This window comes from Streptomyces sp. NPDC055239, assembly GCF_053606205.1.
Genome location: NZ_JBSGRD010000027.1, coordinates 20,194 through 38,352 on the forward strand (window position 1 = coordinate 20,194; position 18,159 = coordinate 38,352).

The following is an 18,159-nucleotide window of genomic DNA, read 5'->3' on the forward strand; positions in this document are numbered from 1 at the left end:
GGATGCACCAGCAACGCTAGAAACCGCGGATCAGCGGCGGTATGTGGGTTGCCTTCGAGCATAGTGGGGTTTTCCGCAGGGCCTGGAGGCACCCCCTCCGGATCTCAGGCAGGGGCAGTCGCCCGAGCCGCGTAGGCGCGGACGTCGGCGTCCGGGTCGAGGACCGCGGTGGCGAGCGCCGCGCGGGCGTCTGGGTTCCCGGGGTTCCCGGAGTTCCCGGAGTGTTTCAGGAGGGCCAGGACGGCTGCCTTGCGGACATCCGCGTTGGGATCGCCGAGCACCGTGGTCAGGGCGGGTACGGCGAGCCGGGGTTCCGCCGCGCCGAGGGCGGTGGCCGCACCCGTGCGGACCTGCCAGGACGGGGCGGCCAGTGCTTCCACCGCCGTGATGTCGTACGGGGCGGGGCAGCCCGCGGACGCCAGGGCGGTGAGTGCCGCCGCACGGACCAGGATGTCCGTGTCGTGGAGCAGGGGAGCAAGGGTCGCCGGGGTGTCGAGGCCGCGTGCCACCGTGACACGGACCTCACGGGCCGGGTCGACGCGTGCGCGGGCGACGGCGTCCAGGGCGCCGACGGAGACCAGGGCACGGACCGACGCGATGCGGACCTCGATGTCCGGGTCGGTGAGCGCGAGGGCGTAGGCGGTGGTTTCGCCGATGCGCAGGGCGCGCAGGACGTCGAGCGAGGTAGCCCGGACCAGGGGGTCCCTCTGGCCGAGGGCGTCGTGCAGCCCACGCGCCAAGTCAGGCTCAGGGGGCAGGACTTCGACCAGTTCACGCAGGGACGCGGCAGCGGCGCCGCGCACTGCCGCGTCCGGGTCCTTCAGCGTCTCGGCGAGCGCCGGGCCCGTACCCGAGGGAACCGTCTCGGTGAGGGCGGCCACGGCCGCGCGGCGCACGGCCGGGTCCGGGTCGCTCAAGAAGGGCCGCAGCACGGGGAGTTCGGGCTCGTCCTCGGCGAGGGCGAGCAGTTCCAGGATGCGGGGGGAGCGGGAGACGGCGGCCGTGTCCCCCGAGGCGGCGGTGCTGGAGTCGGTGTCCGTGCGGATGCCGGAGCCGACAGGGGCGAGGTCACGCTGCCCGGCGGTGGCCACGTGCTCCGGGTGCACCTCGCCCAGGTGGCGTGAGGCTCCGCCGCTCGGCGTGAACTCATCGACAGGGACCAGGTACGGATCCACCGGGCGCGCCGTGAACTCCATCGCTCCGGATGGGGACTTGCGCAGGTCCAGATGGTGCAGCCAGCCGTCGTCGTCGCGTTTCGGATGGTCGGTGCGCTCGTGGTAGAGCCCCCAGCGGGACTCCGTGCGGGCAAGGGACGACCGGGCCGCCATCTCGGCGCAGTCCCGGATGAAGTGCACCTCGGCGCAGCGCATCAGCTCGTGCGGGCTCTGCGCGCCCATCTCGTCGATCTCACCGCGCATCCGCTCGAAGTGGTCCACGGCCAGGGAGAGCCGGGCACCCGACTTGGGCGGGGCGACGTAGTCGTTCACGAAGCGGCGCAGTTTGTACTCGACCTGCGGTTGCGGCGGTCCGTCCGGATGGCGCAGCGGACGGTAGATCAGCTCGTGGGCGTCCCTGATCTGGCCGTTGGGCAACTCGCCCTCGTACGCGGTAAATCGGGAAGCGTCCGCGCCCGCCAGGTCACCGAAGACGAAGGCGCCGATCATGTAGTTGTGCGGGACGCTGGCCAGGTCTCCGGCGGCGTACAGACCGGGCACGGTGGTGCGCGCGTGGTCGTCCACGCGGACGCCCGACGCCGAGTGGCCGCCGCACAGGCCGATCTCCGAGATGTGCATCTCGACGTCGTGGGTGCGGTAGTCGTGGCCGCGGTTCGCGTGGAAAGTACCCCGTGTGGGGCGCTCGGTGGAGTGCAGGATGCCCTCGAGCGCGCTGATGGACTCTTCCGGGAGATGGCTGAGCTTGAGATACACAGGGCCGCGGTCGGAGGCGAGTTCGGCCGCGAACTCCGACATCATCTGCCCCGACCAGTAGTCGGAGTCGACGAAGCGCTCGCCGTGCCGGTTGACCTGGTAACCGCCGAAGGGGTTGGCGACATAGGCGCAGGCCGGGCCGTTGTAGTCCTTCATCAGCGGGTTGATCTGGAAGCACTCGATGCCGGTGAGCTCGGCGCCCGCGTGGTAGGCCATGGCGTAGCCGTCCCCGGCGTTGGTGGGGTTCTCGTAGGTGCCGTAGAGGTAGCCGCTCGCGGGCAGTCCGAGCCGTCCGCACGGCCCTGTCGCGAGGATCACGGCACCGGCGCGTACGGTCACGAACTCGCCCGTACGCGTGTTGAATCCGGCCGCGCCGACGGCCCTGCCGTCCGCCGTGAGCACCCGGACCGGCATCACGCGGTTCTCGATGCGGATGCGCTCACGCATCTCGCGGCGGCGCAGTTGCCGGTAGAGCACCTTCTTGACGTCCTTGCCCTCGGGCATGGGCAGCACGTACGAGCCGGAGCGGTGCACCTGGCGCACCGCGTACTCGCCGTGCTCGTCCTTCTCGAACTTCACGCCGTACGACTCCAGGCGCTGCACCATCGAGAAGCCGCGGGTCGCTGTCTGGCGCACGGTGGACTGGTCGACGATGCCGTCATTGGCACGGGTGATCTCGGCTACGTAGTCGTCGGGTTCCGCGCGGCCTGGGATCACGGCGTTGTTGACGCCGTCCATGCCCATGGCGAGGGCACCGGAGTGGCGGACGTGCGCCTTCTCCAGGAGGAGCACGTCCCGGCCCTGCTCGGCCGCGGTGAGCGCCGCCATCGTGCCGGCCGTTCCGCCGCCGATGACGAGGACGTCGCAGGAGAGCTCCTGAGCGTCGGTGACTGCGGGAATCTGCATGGGAGGGGGCCTCTCAGGTGCTCTCAGGTGCTTTCAGTGCTCTCAGGTGCCGAGGGACGTCAGAACGGTGCGGCGCAGCTCGACGGTGGCGGGGTCGCCGTGAGCCGTACGGTCGCGGGGGTGCGGCACGTCGAGTACGTGAAGGACGTGTCCGGTGCCGGAGCCGAGTAGGGCGACGCGGTCGCCGAGGAAGAGCGCCTCGTCCACGTCATGGGTGACGAAGACGACGGTCGCGCCCGTGCCGCGCAACACCTCGGCCAGCAGTTGCTGCATCCCCGCCCTGGTCTGTGCGTCAAGGGCGCCGAACGGCTCGTCCATCAGGACTGCCCGGGGTTCGCCCGCGAGGGCGCGGGCGAGCTGGACACGCTGGCGCTGTCCACCCGATACGCGGTGCGGCAGTCTGGCGCCGTGCCCGTCGCCCAGGCCGACACGTTTCAGCCAGCTCTCGGCCTGGGCGCGGCGCTCGGTCCGCTTCAACCCCTTGATCGCCAGGGGAAGTTCGACGTTGGCGCGGAGAGTACGCCATGGCAGCAGTGCGTCGTCCTGGAAGATCAGGGCCCGCTCGGCGTGGGGCGCGGTGATGGGCCTCCCGTCCTGGGTGACATCCCCGCCGAGTGGTGGAAGCAGCCCCGCGAGGGTGCGGAGGAGGGTGGATTTGCCGCATCCGGAGGGTCCTACGACGGTGACGATCTCGCCGGGTGCGATGTCCAGTTCGAGCCCGTCGAGTACGACGGTCCCCTGGCGCCCGATCGACGCGTCGCGCAGGGTGAGCCGGGTACCGCGGGGCGGCGCGACGACGGGGGCGGGAGCGGTTTCGGGGGGTGTGGTCATGGGGTCACCTCTTCTTGCGGACGCGGTGAATGCGGTGAATGCGGTGAATGCGGTGAATGCGGTGAATGCGGCGGACGCGGTGTACGCGGCGGACGCGGTCCGGGGCGCTTCGGCAGGGAGGACCGGCGCGGCACGGACGCCTCGCTACGGGACTCCGTCCGCGGGAGCCACCGCGTCACACGACGGCCCAGTACTTCCACCGCCGTCGACGTCATCCACCCGAGCGCACCGATCGTCACCATGCCGACGAGGACGCCGGGGTAGTCGACCACCGTGTAGTCCTGCCAGGTGCGGTAGCCCACGCCGTACTCCCCGGAGATCATCTCCGCCGAGATCACACAGATCCACGAGACACCGATGCCCACGGAGAGCCCGCCGAGGATGCCGGGCAGCGCCCCCGGCAGGACCACTGAGCCCAGGACGCGCCACCGGCCGCCGCCCATCGTGAGGACCGCCTCCTCCCAGACCGGCGTCAGGGCGCGCACCGCGTGCCGGGTGGAGACCATGACGGGGAAGAACGCCGCGGTGAAGGTGATGAAGACGATGCCCTGCTCGTTGCTGGGGAAGAGCAGGATCGCCACCGGCACCAGGGCGATCGCCGGTATGGGCCGCAGCACTTCGAGGACAGGACCGAGCAGGTCGGCGACCAGGCGCGAGCGGGCGATCGCCGTGCCGACGGCCACCCCGGCGACCGCCGCGAGCGCGAAGCCGGTGACGATGCGGCTGAGACTGTCGGTGAGGTCCTGCCAGTACGTCGCGCCGCCGACGCGCTCCCCGAACTCCCGCGTGACATCGACGACCGTCGGGAACTGCTCGAAGCGCAGCCACAGATTGACGTCGAACGTGGTCAGGAGCTGCCACAGGCCCAGCGCTGCGGCGAGCGACAGGACGCGCAGGAGATGACGCCCCATCATGAGGCTTGTTTCAGCGCTTGGTTGTACGAGACGTCACGAGCGCCCGGATGAGTCTTGGTGTAGGCGCCCGCGGCGGAGGTAGTGACGAAGGGCAGCAGCTTCGTGCCGTCAGTCACCCACACGGCCTTGTCGGCGAACCAGGGCGTCCCGGTGGTGGTGTCGGGGACGTACGCGGCGCGCACCTTGCCCTGCCGCGCGGCTGCCTGGCGCAGCATCTCGGCAGGGGTGGCGAACGACCGGGTCTTGTTCTCGCCCTTGAGCCACAGCTCACTGCGCGGCGGCTTCGGGGTGGCGGTCAGCGCGGTGGCGTACCCGTCGCCGTACGCCTTCTTCACGTACCGATCGTCGACGAAGCCGTCCACGTCCACATCGCCCACCAGCTTCGCCGACTTCAGCACGGGCACGTCCTTCTTCAAGGCGTTCACCAGCGCGGGTTTGAGTGAGGGGTCGAACGTGGCGATGCCGTGCGCGCCGTTGTAGAGGTAGACGACCTCGGGCGGCAGACCCGTGGCCGCGGCCACCGACTCGGCGGCCGCGACCGGGCGCTTGTTGAGATAGTCGGTCGCCTTGCCCTGGGCGCGCAGGAAGTCCTCCAGGACCCCGGGCCGCTTCTTCGCGAAGTCCTCCCGTGCGGTGACCCCGTGGAAGGTCGGCAGGTTCAGTTCCGCGCCGTCGTACAGCGCTCGGGCCCGGTCCTGGAAGGCGAGAAGACCCGGCCACGCCACGAACTGCGAGAGCGCGTCCGCGCTGCCCGCCTGGAGCGCCGAAGCGCCCACCGCGGGCTGCTGGTTGAGCTTGCGGATGTCCTCATCCGGGTCGATGTCCGCCTGCCGCAGGGCCCTTACCAGAGTGCCGTCGGCGGCGGAGCCGACGCTCGTCGAGACCTTCTTGCCGCGCAGGTCCTTCAGCGAGGCCAGCTTTGAACCGGGGCTCGTGACAATGGTGTTGAGCCCGCCGCGGAGGTTGTAGCCGGTGACGGAGACGAGCTTCGTCGGACGGTTCAGCTGGGAGCCGCGGGCTGCGTTGATCAGAAGGGGGAAGTCGCCCATCGAACCGATGTCGATCTTCCCGGCGGTCATCTGCGCGGTGATCGGCGCGCCGGTGGCGTAGTCCTGCCACTTCACCTTGTAGGTGACGCCCTCACGCTTGCCCCGCGCCGCGAGTTCGCGCTCGAAGTAGCCGAGCGAGCGCAGCAGCGTGCCTGCGGTGACGGTATTGATGGTCTTGGACTGGTAGCCGATGGTGACGGTGACGGTTCCGGAGTCCTCCGCGCTCGCCCCGCCACAGCCCGCCAGGGGGAGGGTCACGAGGGCGGCCAGGGCAGCCAGGGTGGTGTGGTGTGCCGTGCGTTTCATCTTCGTCGCCTTCACCGGAGCAGATAGGGCATGTTGACCGTGACCGCGTCCGTGGGGCAGCGGGCCGCGCACGGGCCGCAGTACCAGCACTCGTCGACGTGCATGAAGGCCTTGCCGCTCTCCGGATTGATCGCGAGCGAGTCGAGCGGGCACATGTCGACACAGAGGGTGCAGCCGTCGATGCACTTCGACTCGTCGATGGTCACGGGCACGTCGGCGCGCTGGGGGGCCAGAGGCATGGCTGTCTCCCGGAAAGAGGTGGCTGGTGGAAAAACTGGGGACCTGCGGGGTCAGAGGGCGCGGTGGAGCAGCCCGCTCATGCTGATGCGGTCACCGCGGAAACGGATGAACTCCAGGTCCACGGGGCGCCCGTCGGACAGCGAGGTGAGCCGTTCGAGCATCAGCACCGCGACACCGCGCGGGGCCTCCAGGACGGCGGCGGAGTGCACGTCGGCGTTGACGGCCTCCAGGGTGATCTCGGCCGTGCCGAGCGGCTGCCCGGTCAGGGTCTCGAGGAGCCGGAACACATCCGTGTTCTCCAGGTCGCAGCCGATGAGACCGGCGCCGATGTCCATCGGGATGTAGGTGAGGTCGAGAGAGAGCGGCAGGCCGTTCAGCCGGCGAAGGCGTTCGATGTAGAGCACGTCGGTGTGCTCCACGAGGCCGAGCCGCCGGGCCACGGGTGCGGGCGCGGGGACGGGACCGACCGTACGGACTTCGTTGGTGACGTCGCCGTGTTCGTGCAGGGTCTCGGCGAGACCCTGCAGCCGGTCGAGGCCGTGCGGGTACTTCTCGGACACCACGAGGGTGCCGACACCGGGCTGCCGTTCGAGCAGTCCTTCCGTACGGAGCAGATCGAGCGCCTGCCGGACGGTGTTCCGGGAGACGTGGTAATCGCTGCCGATCGCGCCCTCCAACGGCAGTACACCGCTGGGAAATCCCCCGGTGCGCACCTGGTGGCGCAACAGGTCGGCCAGCTGCCGCGCCTGGTCCGCGCGCAGCCGACGCCGTCGTGCGGCGGCGACCGGCACAGTGTGCTCGCGGATACGTTCGGCTGGCATGCGAGGGACCATACCGACGTGGCCGGGGCGGTGGTGTTGCCGGAGTATTGCGCCACTCGGCGCACCACACGTACTGCCTCTGACCTGTGTGTTCGTGGAGCTGCCGGGGAGATCTGCCAGGGCGGGGCCTGGTTCTGGTCCCGTTGACCGGGGAGAGCGCCTTTCAGCCGGTCCCTTGGAGTGTCGCTGGGTACATAACCATTTCTCCCTCTATATGTAGTTCGGTAGAACTCTCGCGTACCGGGCTGCCGAGAGCGAGAGCGACCACCGAGCGAGAGGCACACGTGAGGCTTGCGAAACTGACCCGCGGAGCGACCGTTTCCGCCGCAGTGGTGATGTCCGCGGTGGCCTCCACCGGGCAGGCCGTCCCCGTCGGCGCAGGTCTCGACCGCACCGGCATGGAGGCGTCGGCCTACCAGCGGGCGGCGGCCAACCTGCAGATCACGAAGTCGGTGACGCCCGATCCCATCGTCGTGGGCGGTGACGCCGTCTACACCCTGACCGTGACGAACAGCGGCGACGAGGACGCTACGGGCGTCACCGTGACCGATCAGCTGGGGGAGGGGCTCACCCCCGGCGAACTCCCGGACTCCTGCGCCGCGCAGGGCCGACAGATCACCTGCGGCGGCGCGGGCGTCACCGTTCCGGCGGGAGGCACACAAGAGTTCCGGATCCCGGTCTCCGTCGACCCCGGCCTCTCCGACGGAACCAACATCAGGAACGAGGCCGCGGTCTACGAGGACGGTTCGCAGCAGCCCGCCGACTCCACCACCTTGATCTCGCAGGCGACCACCCTGACGGACGTGGAGATCACGAAGACGGCCACCCCGGAAGTCGAGGCCGACGGCACCTACACCTTCACCGTGACAGTGACCAATCACGGCCCTTCCAACGCCGTCGACGTCACCGTCCAGGACCCCACCGACGGACAGCTCTCCACCATCGAGGAGCGGCCTGACGAGTGCCCGGACACCGGCCTCACGCTCAGCTGCCCGCTCCATACCCTCGGCCCGGACGAGACGCGTACCTTCACCGTCACCATGCACGCCAACCCCGGCGTGGACGGCCAGACCATCACGAACTGCGCCCAGGTCTACACCGGCTCCCGGGAGAACAACACCGAGAACAACCGCTCCTGCGCCACCACGGAAGTGATCCCGCCCGTCACACCCACACCCACACCGACTCCGACTCCGACTCCGACAGAGGATCCGCACACCTCCTCACCGACCCCGACGGACGAGCCGACCCCCACGCCGACGCCCACGCCCACGGAGGAGCCCACCCCCACGCCGAGCCCGACGCAAGAGCCCTCACCCGCGCCGTCCAGCTCGCAACCTCCCACCTCGCCCCCCGACGAGCTGGCCGAGAGCGGGCAACGGTCAAGGGCGCTGCTCGGTATCGGGATCACCGCGATCATCCTGATCGCACTCGGCACCTTGCTCACGCGCACCCTCAGGCGCCGCTGAGGAAAGAGGGTTCGGACAAGCAAGCAAGGGCTCAGCGTTCGGGGTCGAGGAGAGTGTCCGCGACCGCGCCGTTCAGGACCTGGCGGGCCACGTCGGAGAGCTTGAGCTGCCGGTTGCGGGCATACGTCCGCATGCGGATGAATGCCTGATCCGCGCTGCATCCACGGGAGTTGGAGAGATAGCCCTTGGCCTGCTCGATGACGATCCGGGAGTCGAGGGAGTTCTGCAGCCCCGCGATCTGCGTCATCTGCTCGTGCACCACTTGCCGCTGCATCACGCAGGCAGTGGCGATGTCCGCCAGCGCTTGGGCCAGCCGCAGCTGGGTGTCGTCCAGGGGTCTCGTCCGGTCATGGAGGAGACTCAGGGCGCCGACCACCGCGTCCTGGCTGCGCAGCGGAACCGTCGCGACCGAGGTGAAGCCGAGGAGCAGGGCGCGCGGTGTGAACCGGGGCCATCGTGGACAGGCGTCATCGATGTCCAGGCGGGTCTCGGAGACGTGCGCCTCGGAGCGGGCGCAGTCCCGGCACGGACCCTCGTCGCATTCGAGGCCGAACAGCTCAAGGGCGTGGGTGTACTCGTCGGAGGCGACCACCTCCACGCCCTGGCCGTGCGGAACGTCGAGCAGGACCCCGGCCGCCGATACGTCGAGCAGCTCCACACAGTGTTCGGTCAGGGTAAGCAGGACATCGGTCACGCTCACATCCCGCACCAGTGGTGCGGTGAGATCCACGAACGCGGACGCCAGTCGTTCCTCGCGCCGCCTCTCGGACATGGCGGTCATGCCGCCACTCCCTTCCACACCCCGTATCAGCAACCAACAGAACTGTGCGCATGCTTCAGTTGAGGGAATCCGCAGAATATTCTCCACATTAGCGCGATCGGTCGTCTGACATCAGACACACGCCGATCGGATGTGGTCGAGAGGCGGCAAAGACCGTAATTAATCGCCCTTTTTTGTTCTGTTGAAATCAGGATTGAATTCCTGTCAACTTTCTCTTCTCAGCGCGGCTTTTCCGCCGTCCGCGGTGGCCTCGGGAAGAATCCGCTGGTGCGCCGCTGGTAGGCGGCGTAACCCGGCCGGTCTGCCATGTGGCGTTCGAGCAGCGCCTTGCCGCTGCCCCGCGTCAGCAGATACGTCATCACCAGGGGAGCGACTACGGTGGCGGCGGCCGCCACGGGCGCCTCGCACGTGATGAGGAACAGGCCCCACCAGACGCAGAAGTCACCGAAGTAGTTGGGATGGCGCGTCCAGGACCAGAGGCCGCGGTCCATGAGGCGGCCCTTGTTGGCCGGGTCCGCCTTGAACCGGGCGAGCTGGTGGTCCCCGACCGTCTCGAAGGCCAGACCGACCAGCCACAGGAGCCCTCCTACGACAGCGAGCACGCCCACCGGTCCCTCGATGTAGGCGGCGGCCTGCACGGGCAGGGACACCAGCCAGACCAGGCCGCCTTGCAGCAGGTAGACCATGCGCAGGGCGTACGCGGCCCGGCTGCCCGGAGCCTTGGACAGCAGGCGCTCGTAGCGCGGGTCCTCGCCGTGCCCCCGCCCGCGCCAGGCGATGTGCCCCGCGAGCCGCAGGCCCCACACCACCGTCAGAGCCGTCACGAGCAGCCGCCGCCCCTCGTCACCGTGGCCCGCCGAGACGACGTACGTCACGAGGGCGACGGCCGCGAAGGCGACACCCCAGGCGATGTCCACGACGCGGTGCATCCCGCGTTTCAGTGCGAGCGCGAAGGTGGCCAGGAGAACGGCCAGGGCGGTGAGCGCGGCGAAGCCGAGATTGACGCCGAACGCACCCCAGTCGAAACCGTTCACGACGCACCGCCCTCGCGGTACCGGTCCCCGCGGTACAGATCCCCTCTGTACCAGTCGGCCGTCGTGGCGGGCATCCCCGACCGGCCCAGATCACTGGTGCGTACGGCGAGGATCTGGTCGACGCCCATGCGCCTCTCCTCGAACGCGAGCGATCCGCCCACCAGATACAGCCGCCAGGTCCTTGCCGCCTCTGCCCCGACCAGCGAGACGAACTCCTCCCAGCGCTCCTCCAGCGTGGCGCGCCACGCGTCGACGGTGCGGACGTAGTGCTCGCGCAGCGCCTCGGCCGAACGCACCTCGAAGCCCGCTCCCTCCCACAGGCCGACGGTCTCGCCCAGGGGACGCATGTGCATGTCCGGCGCGATGTACGACTCGATGAACGCGCCACCGCCCGGGGCCTTGGCGCCCCGGGACATCTGCTGGACGAGGATCCGGCCCTGCGGCCGCAGCAAGCCGTGCAGTTGGGCCGCGAACCCCGGGTACTCCGCGTCCCCGACGTGCTCTCCCATCTCGATCACGCTGATGGCCTCGTACTGTCCGCTCTCGATGTCGCGGTAATGCCGAAGCTGTACGTCGACCTGGTCGTCCAGGCCGCGCTCGCTCACCCGCGCCCGGACGAAGTCCCGCTGCTCACGGGAGAGAGTCACCGCTGTGACCTGCGCCTTGTAGTGCTCTGCCGCATAGAGGGAAAGCGCTCCCCAGCCGCAGCCGACGTCGAGCAGCCGGGTTCCGGGGACCAGCCCCAGCTTCCGGCAGACCAGTTCGAGCTTGGCGTTCTGGGCGTCCGCGAGGCCGTACCCCGGATCCTCGCTCTCCCAGTACCCGCAGGAGTACGCCATCGAGGGGTCGAGCAGCAGTTCGTAGAAGCGGTGGGAGACGTCGTAGTGGTGGCTGATGGCCGCGCGGTCCCTGGCGGTGCTGTGCCGTGCACCCCGCAACCGGGCGCGACCGGCGGGTGCCTTCGGCGGCGGGCCGATGACGCCGAGCCTGGCCGCCGCCGCCACGGTGGACGCCAGCTGCCCCACGCCGGGCCTGACCGGGGCGAGCCGCTGCTCGCGGGCCCCGGCCCACATGGTCCGAAGACCGTCGCCGAGGTCGCCCTCGATGTCGAGGTCGCCGGTGATGTACGCCTCGGCAAGACCGAGTTCGCCCGGCTGCCACAGCAGGCGACGGAGCGCCCGGCGGGAGCGGACGATCACGACGGGGGCCTGCGGCGGTCCGTACTCACTGCCGTCCCAGGCACGCAGCCGAAGCGGCACGGGACCGCCAAGGACATCTGCGAGAAGTCCGTTGAGGCGCTCGGCGATCGAGGTCACTGTCCTGCTCCCTGTCCGGTCGGCTGCTCGGTCGTCTCTCCGGTCAGCCGGATCTGATGTACGTCGAGGTAACCGGAGCGGAATCCGGCCTCGGAGTAGGCGAGATAGAAGTCCCACATGCGCCGGAAGGTGGCGTCGAAGCCCAGGTCGCCCACCTCGTTGCCCTGTTGGGCGAAGCGCTCGCGCCACAGCTTCAGCGTCTGCGCGTAGTGCGCGCCGAATCCCTCACACGCGGTGACCCGCAGCCCGGTGTGGGCGCGCGCGGTCTCCTCTATGGCGTCCACGGAGGGCAGTTGCCCGCCGGGGAAGATGTACTTCTGCACCCAGGTGTAGGTGTTCCGCCCCGCGAGCATGCGGTCGTGCGGCATGGTGATCGCCTGGAGCGCCACCGAGCCGCCCGGCACGAGGAGGGCGTCCAGAGTGCGGAAGAAGGTCGGCCAGTACTCCGCGCCGACCGCCTCGATCATCTCCACGCTCGCGATCGCGTCGTACTTCCCGCGCACCTGGCGGTAGTCGCACAGCTCGATGCGGACGCGGTCCTCGTGCCCCGCGGCCCGCACCCGCTCCAGGGCGAGGTCACGCTGTTCGGCGGAGAGGGTGACGGAATGGACGCTCGCACCCCGCTCCGCCGCACGAATGGCCAGAGCGCCCCAGCCCGTGCCGATCTCGAGGAGCCGCGTACCGGGCCCCACGCCGCACAGGTCGAGCAACCTGTCGATCTTGCGGTGCTGGCCCTCCTCCAGATCGGGCCAGGTCGCGGGCAGGTGGTCGAACAGCGCCGAGGAGTAGCTCAGGGACTCGTCGAGGAAGAGCGCGAACAGGTCGTTCGACAGGTCGTAGTGGTGCTGGATGTTGGCCTGCGCGCCACTGGGGGTGTTGCGCTGCGCGGCAGGGTGCCTGGGCGCCCAGAGCGCGCGCAGGCGCTGCAGCGAATCGGGCACCAGCGTGGCCGCGTGCTCGGCGAGCACGGTGAGCACCGCGACCAGGTCCTCCGCGTCCCACTCGTGCGCCATGTACGACTCACCGAAGCCGATGAGCCCGTTCGTCGAGATGCGCCGCAGGAAGCTGTCGGGGTCGTGCACCTCAAGCAACGGGCCGCCCTGGCCCCAGAGTTCACCGCCGCCCATCGCCACCCGGAGCGGCAAGTTGTTCAAGGCGTGGCGCACGACGGTCCTGCCCACCGCCTTCCGCGCGGCGGAGCAGCGCGGAACGGCCACGACATCTGGCCACCGCTCGGCGTCGATCGTGCCCCGTGGATGGGGCACTCCGGCTACACCGGACACACCGGAAACGGACGTACTCACTTCATGCCCTCCTGGGGACGATGTCGGGGTCGTTTCTGCACGGGCAGGCCGCGCAGCCACAACGCGATGCCGTGCCGCCGGATGGCCACCGAGACGGCCAGCGTGGACCAGGGGTGGCGGACGGCCGCCCGCAGCAGCACGCCGGTGGTGGCGGGGCGGCGCTCGCCGCGCACGGTCGCCGTGAACCTGCGCCTGCCTCCGTGCTCGAAGTGCAGGGTGACGCCGAGGCGCTCGTCCGGCACGGGGAGCCGCATCCGGTACTCGCCCTCGACCGGGAAGAAGGGCGAGACGTAGAACTCCTTGGGCACGTCCGCGCTCCCGGCGGCATCGGGGCTCAGGAGGTAGCAGTGCCGCTCGCCGTAGGTGTTGTGCACCTCGGCCACGACACAGCGCAGCTCCCCGTCGGGGCCGTGGCACCAGTACAGGGACAGCGGGTTGAAGACGTATCCGAGGACGCGGGCGTGGGCGAGCATCAGCACGCGACCGCCGTCCAGCGTGATCCCGTGGGTGGCGAGAAACTCCTGGAGCCCCGCCTTGATGTCCGTGGTCCGGCCGCCGAAGTGGTCGCCTCCGTCGAACCGGGCCAACGGGCGCAGCGCGCGGGGCAGCCGGGGAGGATCGTCCAGGTCGATCAGCCACAGGTACGTGCGGTGGGTGAGCTTGTAGTGACGCGGGCTCGTACGGACGTGGGTGATGACGCTCGGATACAGCGCGGGCACCTGACCGGGGGAGGCGTTCACCAGCGCACCCCCATCGCCAGGGCCGCCTCGACCCCCGAGCGGCAGCCGTCCTCGTGGAAACCCCAGCCGTGATAGGCGCCCGCGAACGCGGTGACGGGACCGTTCAGCGAAGGCAGCCGGCGTTGCGCGGCGAGCGACTCCGGGGTGTAGACGGGGTGTTCGTACGCCATCTCGGCAAGGACGCGGTCAGGGTCGACCATGCTCGCGCCGCCCAGGGTCACCACGTACGTCTCGGGGGCGTCCAGCCGCTGGAGACGGCTCATGTCGTAGCTGACCCGCACGTTCTCGGTCGTGGCGCCGCACGAGGGGAGCAGATAGTTCCACGAGGCGCGGGCGGCGCGGCTGCGCGGAAGAACCGTGGTGTCGGTGTGCAGAAGGGCGGGATTGGGGGAGTAGCTGAAGGCTCCCAGGATCTCGCGTTCCGCCGTGGACGCGTCCGCGAGCAGACGCAGCGCCTGGTCCGGATGGACGGCGACGACCACGGAGTCGTAGAAATCGGTCGTGCCGTCCTCGGTGGTGACGCTCACGCCGCCGTCGCCCCGGCGCACGGACCGCACCGGCGTCGATGTGTGCACGGTCTGGAGCTGCTTGCCGATCCGCTCCACGTACTCCCGCGAACCGCCGGCCACGGTGCGCCAGGCGGGAGAGCCGGTCACCGTGAGCATCCCGTGGTGGTCCAGGAACCGGAACAGATAGCGAGCCGGATACCGCAGCGCCGTACCCGGCGGGCAGGACCACACCGCCGACACGAGGGGCACCGCGAAGTGCCGCACGAAGTAGCGTGAGAAGCGGTGACGGGTGAGGAACGCGCCGAACGTCTCGTCGGGGCCCGTGTCGTCCGCGTCACCCCCGTGCTCGGCCAGTGACTCCGAGGCCCTGCGGTGGAAGCGCGGTATCTCGGAGAGCATCCGCAGATACGGGCCGCGCATCAGATTGCGCGGCTGCGCGAAAAGGCCGCGGGGGCCGCGCGCGCCCGCGTATTCGAGACCGCAGCCCTCGCACCGCACGGACATGCTCATCTCCGTCGGCAGCGAGGTGACGGCCAGTTCCCGGAACAGGCGGAGCAGGTTCGGATAGGTGCGGTCGTTGTGCACGATGAAACCGGAGTCCACGCTGCGTGTGCGGCCGTCCGACCCCGAGAGGTCGTGGGTGTGCGCGTGGCCCCCGAGCCGGTCGTCCGCCTCGTAGAGGGTCACATCATGTGCGGATCGCAGGATGTACGCGGCGGTGAGCCCCGCCACCCCGGATCCCACCACCGCGGTACGCCGTCGCTGTTCTCTCATGCCGTCCCATCTCCTCGTCCGGATCCGCCGGACGTGCTCTGAAGATGATTCGGAGCGGGACGCGCCGTGGCTTGGTCAGGAGCGGAACGATCTCTGCGTCACCACGCCTCACTGAAAGTAGCTATGACGTACTGTCCGTCACCACGACGTACTGGTGGAGGGAAGCTGATCGGCGATCACGGGAGGCAGCTCGGCGAGGCCCAGAAGTCCGGCCACCGTCCGTCCGGTCAACGCATGCCATGCGGGGGCACGTCTCAGCATGGCGTGGTCGCTGCCGTCCATCAGCACGCTGGCCGCCTCGGCGCCCGCGGCACGGGCCCGGGCCGCGAAGTCCAGGGAGGCCCTTGGATCGGTCGTACGATCCCTGTCGCCGTGCAGCAGCACCACGCGACGCCCGCGCAGATGCGCCACCGGCTCCCCGGCGGGACACCAGGGGGCGAGGCCGACCACCCCGCGCACCAGCGGATCCCCGCCGGCCCGCAGCGCGGCGCGGCCCCCCATCGAGTGCCCCACCAGGACGGTCGGCACCTCACCGGCGAGCAGCTCCAGCTCCCGCAGGGCCCGGCGGGCGTCCTCGGCGGCGTCCTGCCGCTCGCCGTTCCAGCCGCGGTGGCGGTAGCGCACCCGACCGATCAGCACACCGCCTCCCGAGGTGGCCCGGCGGATCGCGCCCTCGAAGAGACGCAGCCGCGCGCCCGGCAGATTCCACGGCGGGGGCGCGGCGGTGCCGTGCTCCCGGCCGCCGTGCAGCATGAGCACGACGGCACGTGGCTCCTGGACGGGACCTCCCAGCTCCAGCGCCGAGCGATGGCCATCGCGGAAGGGCACAGAGACTCCTCGACATGTCGGTGACCGGTCGTACGCACCGGACACGACTTATTCGGAGCCGCGCCGGTGTCGGATGGGTCGTACGACGTGATCGCCTCTGCCTTGTCTCCGCAGTGGCCGCTCGTCGGCTCCGTCCGAGGCCGCCCAGTGCCCCGGGGCCTAGTGCCCGGGGCGCGAGCCGACCTCGTCCAGGGTCTCACCGTCCTTCAGATCCGCCCGCACGGTGACGCCGGGGTTCTTGGAAGCCTTGACGGCCAGGGTGCGGCCCCGCTCCTTCACGTCGACGTCGCCGGTCACATCGATGCCGGTGACCTCGCGGCTGCCCGCGGCGAGGAGATAGTGACGCCCGGAGCCCGCAGTCCAGGGGGTACTTGCCACGATGTGCTGGCCGAACCGGCTGCAGGAAGCGGTCGAGCGTGCCTGTCCGACGACCTTCGCCGGTGCGGTCGCGGACGCCGTGGACGTGCGGAACTGCACGAGGACGTCGCCGGGGCCGCGCCAGGTGGAGGCCCGGGTGCAGGACCACACCGCTTTGCCGCCTCGCTCGGGCAGGTCCTGCTCGGCGAAGTCCCATTGATTGACGGACCGCACGCCGCTCCACCGCATCTCGGGGAGTTGGCATGCGGTGCGGGCCCAACTCTGCAGCGCCGTACTGCTGGTGGCCTCGCGAGGCTGCCGGGGCGGGGCTCCGGTGCCGGGCAGGGGGGTGTAGCTGAGATGTACGGGAGTGATGCCTCCCAGGTCGGTGACGAGGAAGGCGTGCTTCTCCACGATCTTGCTCGACGAGCGCAGTTGCAGCACCGGCAGGCTGTCGCACGATCCCTTGGCCGGGAGCGCGGGGACGGCATCGGTGACGCCCTCGTCCGACACGTCGAGCGGACGGCCGGGGGAGTTGGGGGCCAGCAGGTCGCGCGTCTGCGCCTCGGCGATCCAGGGTGCGGTCAGGTAGCGGACCTTGCCCGCCTTGCGGCTGACGACGAGGGCGGCCGCCGTGGTCACGTCGGCCTCGTCGGAACGGGCGATGTCCAGGGACGCGGGGCTCGAAGCGGAGGGCGGTTCGCCGTAGCGCACGACGCGTCGACCGTCGTAGAACAGCACGACCGACTCCTTGCCGACGTCACCCGCGTACAGCAACTGTGTGTTGTCGGGCGGTGGTTCGGCAGTGGTGGCCTTGGCGACGCTGACATGGGTGCCGGGTGGCGGATCGGTCCATGTGGCGAGCGCGCGATTGATCAGCGCGTCGTCTTTGACGCGTGTGCCTCGGGCCGGCCACGCGGTGAAGTCCACGCGGGAGGTGTCGGCCCAGACGTCAGGCGGGGTGTGGACCAACTGGGCCGGTCTGATCGGGGGGCGGGCGTCGACGGTCCGGGAGGGCTCGGCCGATGGCGTGCTCCCGACGGTGACCATCAGTACCGCACAACAGAGGGCGACGATGCCCGCGGTGAACCAGGCGAGCTGGAACCGGCGCCTGCGGCGCAGCAGATCGGTCGGGCGGGTCTGTACGGAACAGGCGTCGAACTCCCGCGAACGCAGGAGCGCTTCCGCCGCCCCGCCCGCGGTCGCCTCCACGCCGCGGGCGCCGCGCAGCATCTGCCTCGGCTGAGGCACACCGGCGATGGTGAGCTGCTCGACGACCTCGGAGGGGGACAGGCCCTCCAGCTTGAGCAGCACGAACGCCGCACGCGCGGCTGCGGGTACTTCGGAGAGTGCCTGTCCCAGCGCGATCTCCTCGCCGCCGCCCGCGCGAGGGAACAGGCGCAGTCCCCAGACCACCGGGAGCATGGGGCGAAGTGTGCGGGGCGGCGGGAGGAAGGCGGGCCAGCCGCGCGGACGGTGGTCATGGGCGAGCGCCGAGCGCAGGACGCGCGCTCGCGTGGTCGCCAACGCGGGGTCGGCCTTTTGCGTGCCCCTCCGCTGCTCAGGCACACGGGATATTGACCGCCCGACACGGAAACCGGGCAGAGCGCGCTGTACCAGAGCGTGGGCGACGAGGACTCGCCTGTGTCTGCTGAGAGTGTGGGGAAGTGTGAGGTAGGCGAGGCGTACGAGCCGGGTGTACTGGTCGACGATGACGGCTTCGACCTGGTCAAGGGCCACCCGCCCCGTCTTCTTCGCCGGGCGCCGTTGCGATGTGCTCATCGATCAAGAAGCCTTCCAAAGGCTGACGACATTGCGTCCTGACCCGATTCAAACGAGTGAATCGTGCGATGGTCACAGGCGTCGCGTCACCGCAGGTACGGGCGCCAGGGGCTGTCCCCGAGGGGCGAGGGCGAGCGCCGAGGTAAGGGTGGAGGTAAGGGCGGAGATGGCGACGGTGGCGTCCGGGCGGAGGAGGCTGATGCCTCGCACTCCACCGGGATCACCCGCACCCGTCGCCACCTCCGTGCGTCCGAGCGGGGTCCCTCACCA

At 70.1% G+C, this 18,159-nt stretch carries 15 protein-coding genes; 1 reads left to right on the plus strand and 14 read right to left on the minus strand.

Going from position 1 to position 18,159, the window contains the following annotated elements; all coding sequences use genetic code 11:
- Positions 1–104: 104 nt before the first annotated feature.
- Genes ACWFRJ_RS44120 through ACWFRJ_RS44145 form a run of 6 tightly spaced genes read right to left on the minus strand, consistent with a single transcriptional unit; the run spans position 105 to position 6,995 of the window.
- Positions 105–2,834, minus strand: a complete 2,730-nt coding sequence (locus ACWFRJ_RS44120) for a fumarate reductase/succinate dehydrogenase flavoprotein subunit (protein ID WP_453544667.1) — start codon at positions 2,832–2,834, stop codon at positions 105–107.
- 42 nt (positions 2,835–2,876) lie between these two features.
- Positions 2,877–3,665, minus strand: coding sequence for an ABC transporter ATP-binding protein (locus ACWFRJ_RS44125; protein WP_453544669.1), 789 nt, complete (start codon positions 3,663–3,665; stop codon positions 2,877–2,879).
- Positions 3,662–4,579, minus strand: a complete 918-nt coding sequence (locus tag ACWFRJ_RS44130) for an ABC transporter permease (protein ID WP_453544671.1) — start codon at positions 4,577–4,579, stop codon at positions 3,662–3,664. The genes ACWFRJ_RS44125 and ACWFRJ_RS44130 overlap by 4 nt, the downstream gene beginning before the upstream one ends.
- On the minus strand, positions 4,576–5,934 hold the full coding sequence (locus ACWFRJ_RS44135) for an ABC transporter substrate-binding protein (protein WP_453544673.1): 1,359 nt from the start codon (positions 5,932–5,934) through the stop codon (positions 4,576–4,578). The genes ACWFRJ_RS44130 and ACWFRJ_RS44135 overlap by 4 nt, the downstream gene beginning before the upstream one ends.
- An 11-nt stretch (positions 5,935–5,945) precedes the next feature.
- Complete coding sequence (locus tag ACWFRJ_RS44140; RefSeq protein ID WP_190086068.1) at positions 5,946–6,173, minus strand: 4Fe-4S dicluster domain-containing protein; 228 nt, start codon at positions 6,171–6,173, stop codon at positions 5,946–5,948.
- A 51-nt stretch (positions 6,174–6,224) separates the two neighbouring features.
- Positions 6,225–6,995, minus strand: coding sequence for a GntR family transcriptional regulator (locus ACWFRJ_RS44145; RefSeq protein ID WP_453544676.1), 771 nt, complete (start codon positions 6,993–6,995; stop codon positions 6,225–6,227).
- Positions 6,996–7,279: 284 nt separating this feature from the next.
- On the opposite strand from ACWFRJ_RS44145, the gene ACWFRJ_RS44150 reads away from it, so the two are divergent.
- The gene (locus ACWFRJ_RS44150) at positions 7,280–8,464 is read left to right on the plus strand and encodes a hypothetical protein (RefSeq protein ID WP_453544678.1); all 1,185 of its coding nucleotides are present in this window, start codon (positions 7,280–7,282) and stop codon (positions 8,462–8,464) included.
- A 31-nt stretch (positions 8,465–8,495) separates the two neighbouring features.
- On the opposite strand, the gene ACWFRJ_RS44155 is transcribed toward ACWFRJ_RS44150, so the two are convergent.
- The 8 genes from ACWFRJ_RS44155 to ACWFRJ_RS44190 form a co-directional block, all read right to left on the minus strand.
- The gene (locus tag ACWFRJ_RS44155) at positions 8,496–9,245 is read right to left on the minus strand and encodes an ANTAR domain-containing protein (RefSeq protein WP_453544680.1); all 750 of its coding nucleotides are present in this window, start codon (positions 9,243–9,245) and stop codon (positions 8,496–8,498) included.
- 218 nt (positions 9,246–9,463) lie between these two features.
- Entirely contained in the window at positions 9,464–10,279 is an 816-nt protein-coding gene (locus ACWFRJ_RS44160; protein ID WP_453544682.1) for a DUF1295 domain-containing protein, read from the minus strand.
- Complete coding sequence (locus ACWFRJ_RS44165) at positions 10,276–11,595, minus strand: class I SAM-dependent methyltransferase (RefSeq protein WP_453544684.1); 1,320 nt, start codon at positions 11,593–11,595, stop codon at positions 10,276–10,278. Before ACWFRJ_RS44165 ends, ACWFRJ_RS44160 begins: the two co-directional genes overlap by 4 nt.
- The gene (locus tag ACWFRJ_RS44170; RefSeq protein WP_453544686.1) at positions 11,592–12,899 is read right to left on the minus strand and encodes a class I SAM-dependent methyltransferase; all 1,308 of its coding nucleotides are present in this window, start codon (positions 12,897–12,899) and stop codon (positions 11,592–11,594) included. Before ACWFRJ_RS44170 ends, ACWFRJ_RS44165 begins: the two co-directional genes overlap by 4 nt.
- A complete protein-coding gene (locus ACWFRJ_RS44175) occupies positions 12,896–13,639 on the minus strand; it encodes a DUF1365 domain-containing protein (protein ID WP_453544688.1) in 744 nt (247 codons plus the stop codon). The genes ACWFRJ_RS44170 and ACWFRJ_RS44175 overlap by 4 nt, the downstream gene beginning before the upstream one ends.
- Positions 13,636–14,922 (minus strand): NAD(P)/FAD-dependent oxidoreductase, encoded by a 1,287-nt coding sequence (locus tag ACWFRJ_RS44180; protein ID WP_453544690.1) that lies wholly within the window; start codon positions 14,920–14,922, stop codon positions 13,636–13,638. The genes ACWFRJ_RS44175 and ACWFRJ_RS44180 overlap by 4 nt, the downstream gene beginning before the upstream one ends.
- 138 nt (positions 14,923–15,060) lie before the next feature.
- Entirely contained in the window at positions 15,061–15,750 is a 690-nt protein-coding gene (locus ACWFRJ_RS44185; RefSeq protein ID WP_453544692.1) for an alpha/beta hydrolase, read from the minus strand.
- Positions 15,751–15,909: 159 nt separating this feature from the next.
- Positions 15,910–17,889 carry a hypothetical protein gene (locus ACWFRJ_RS44190; RefSeq protein WP_453544694.1) on the minus strand — a complete coding sequence of 660 codons (1,980 nt, stop codon included), beginning with the start codon at positions 17,887–17,889 and terminating at the stop codon, positions 15,910–15,912.
- Between the last annotated feature and the right edge of the window lie 270 nt (positions 17,890–18,159).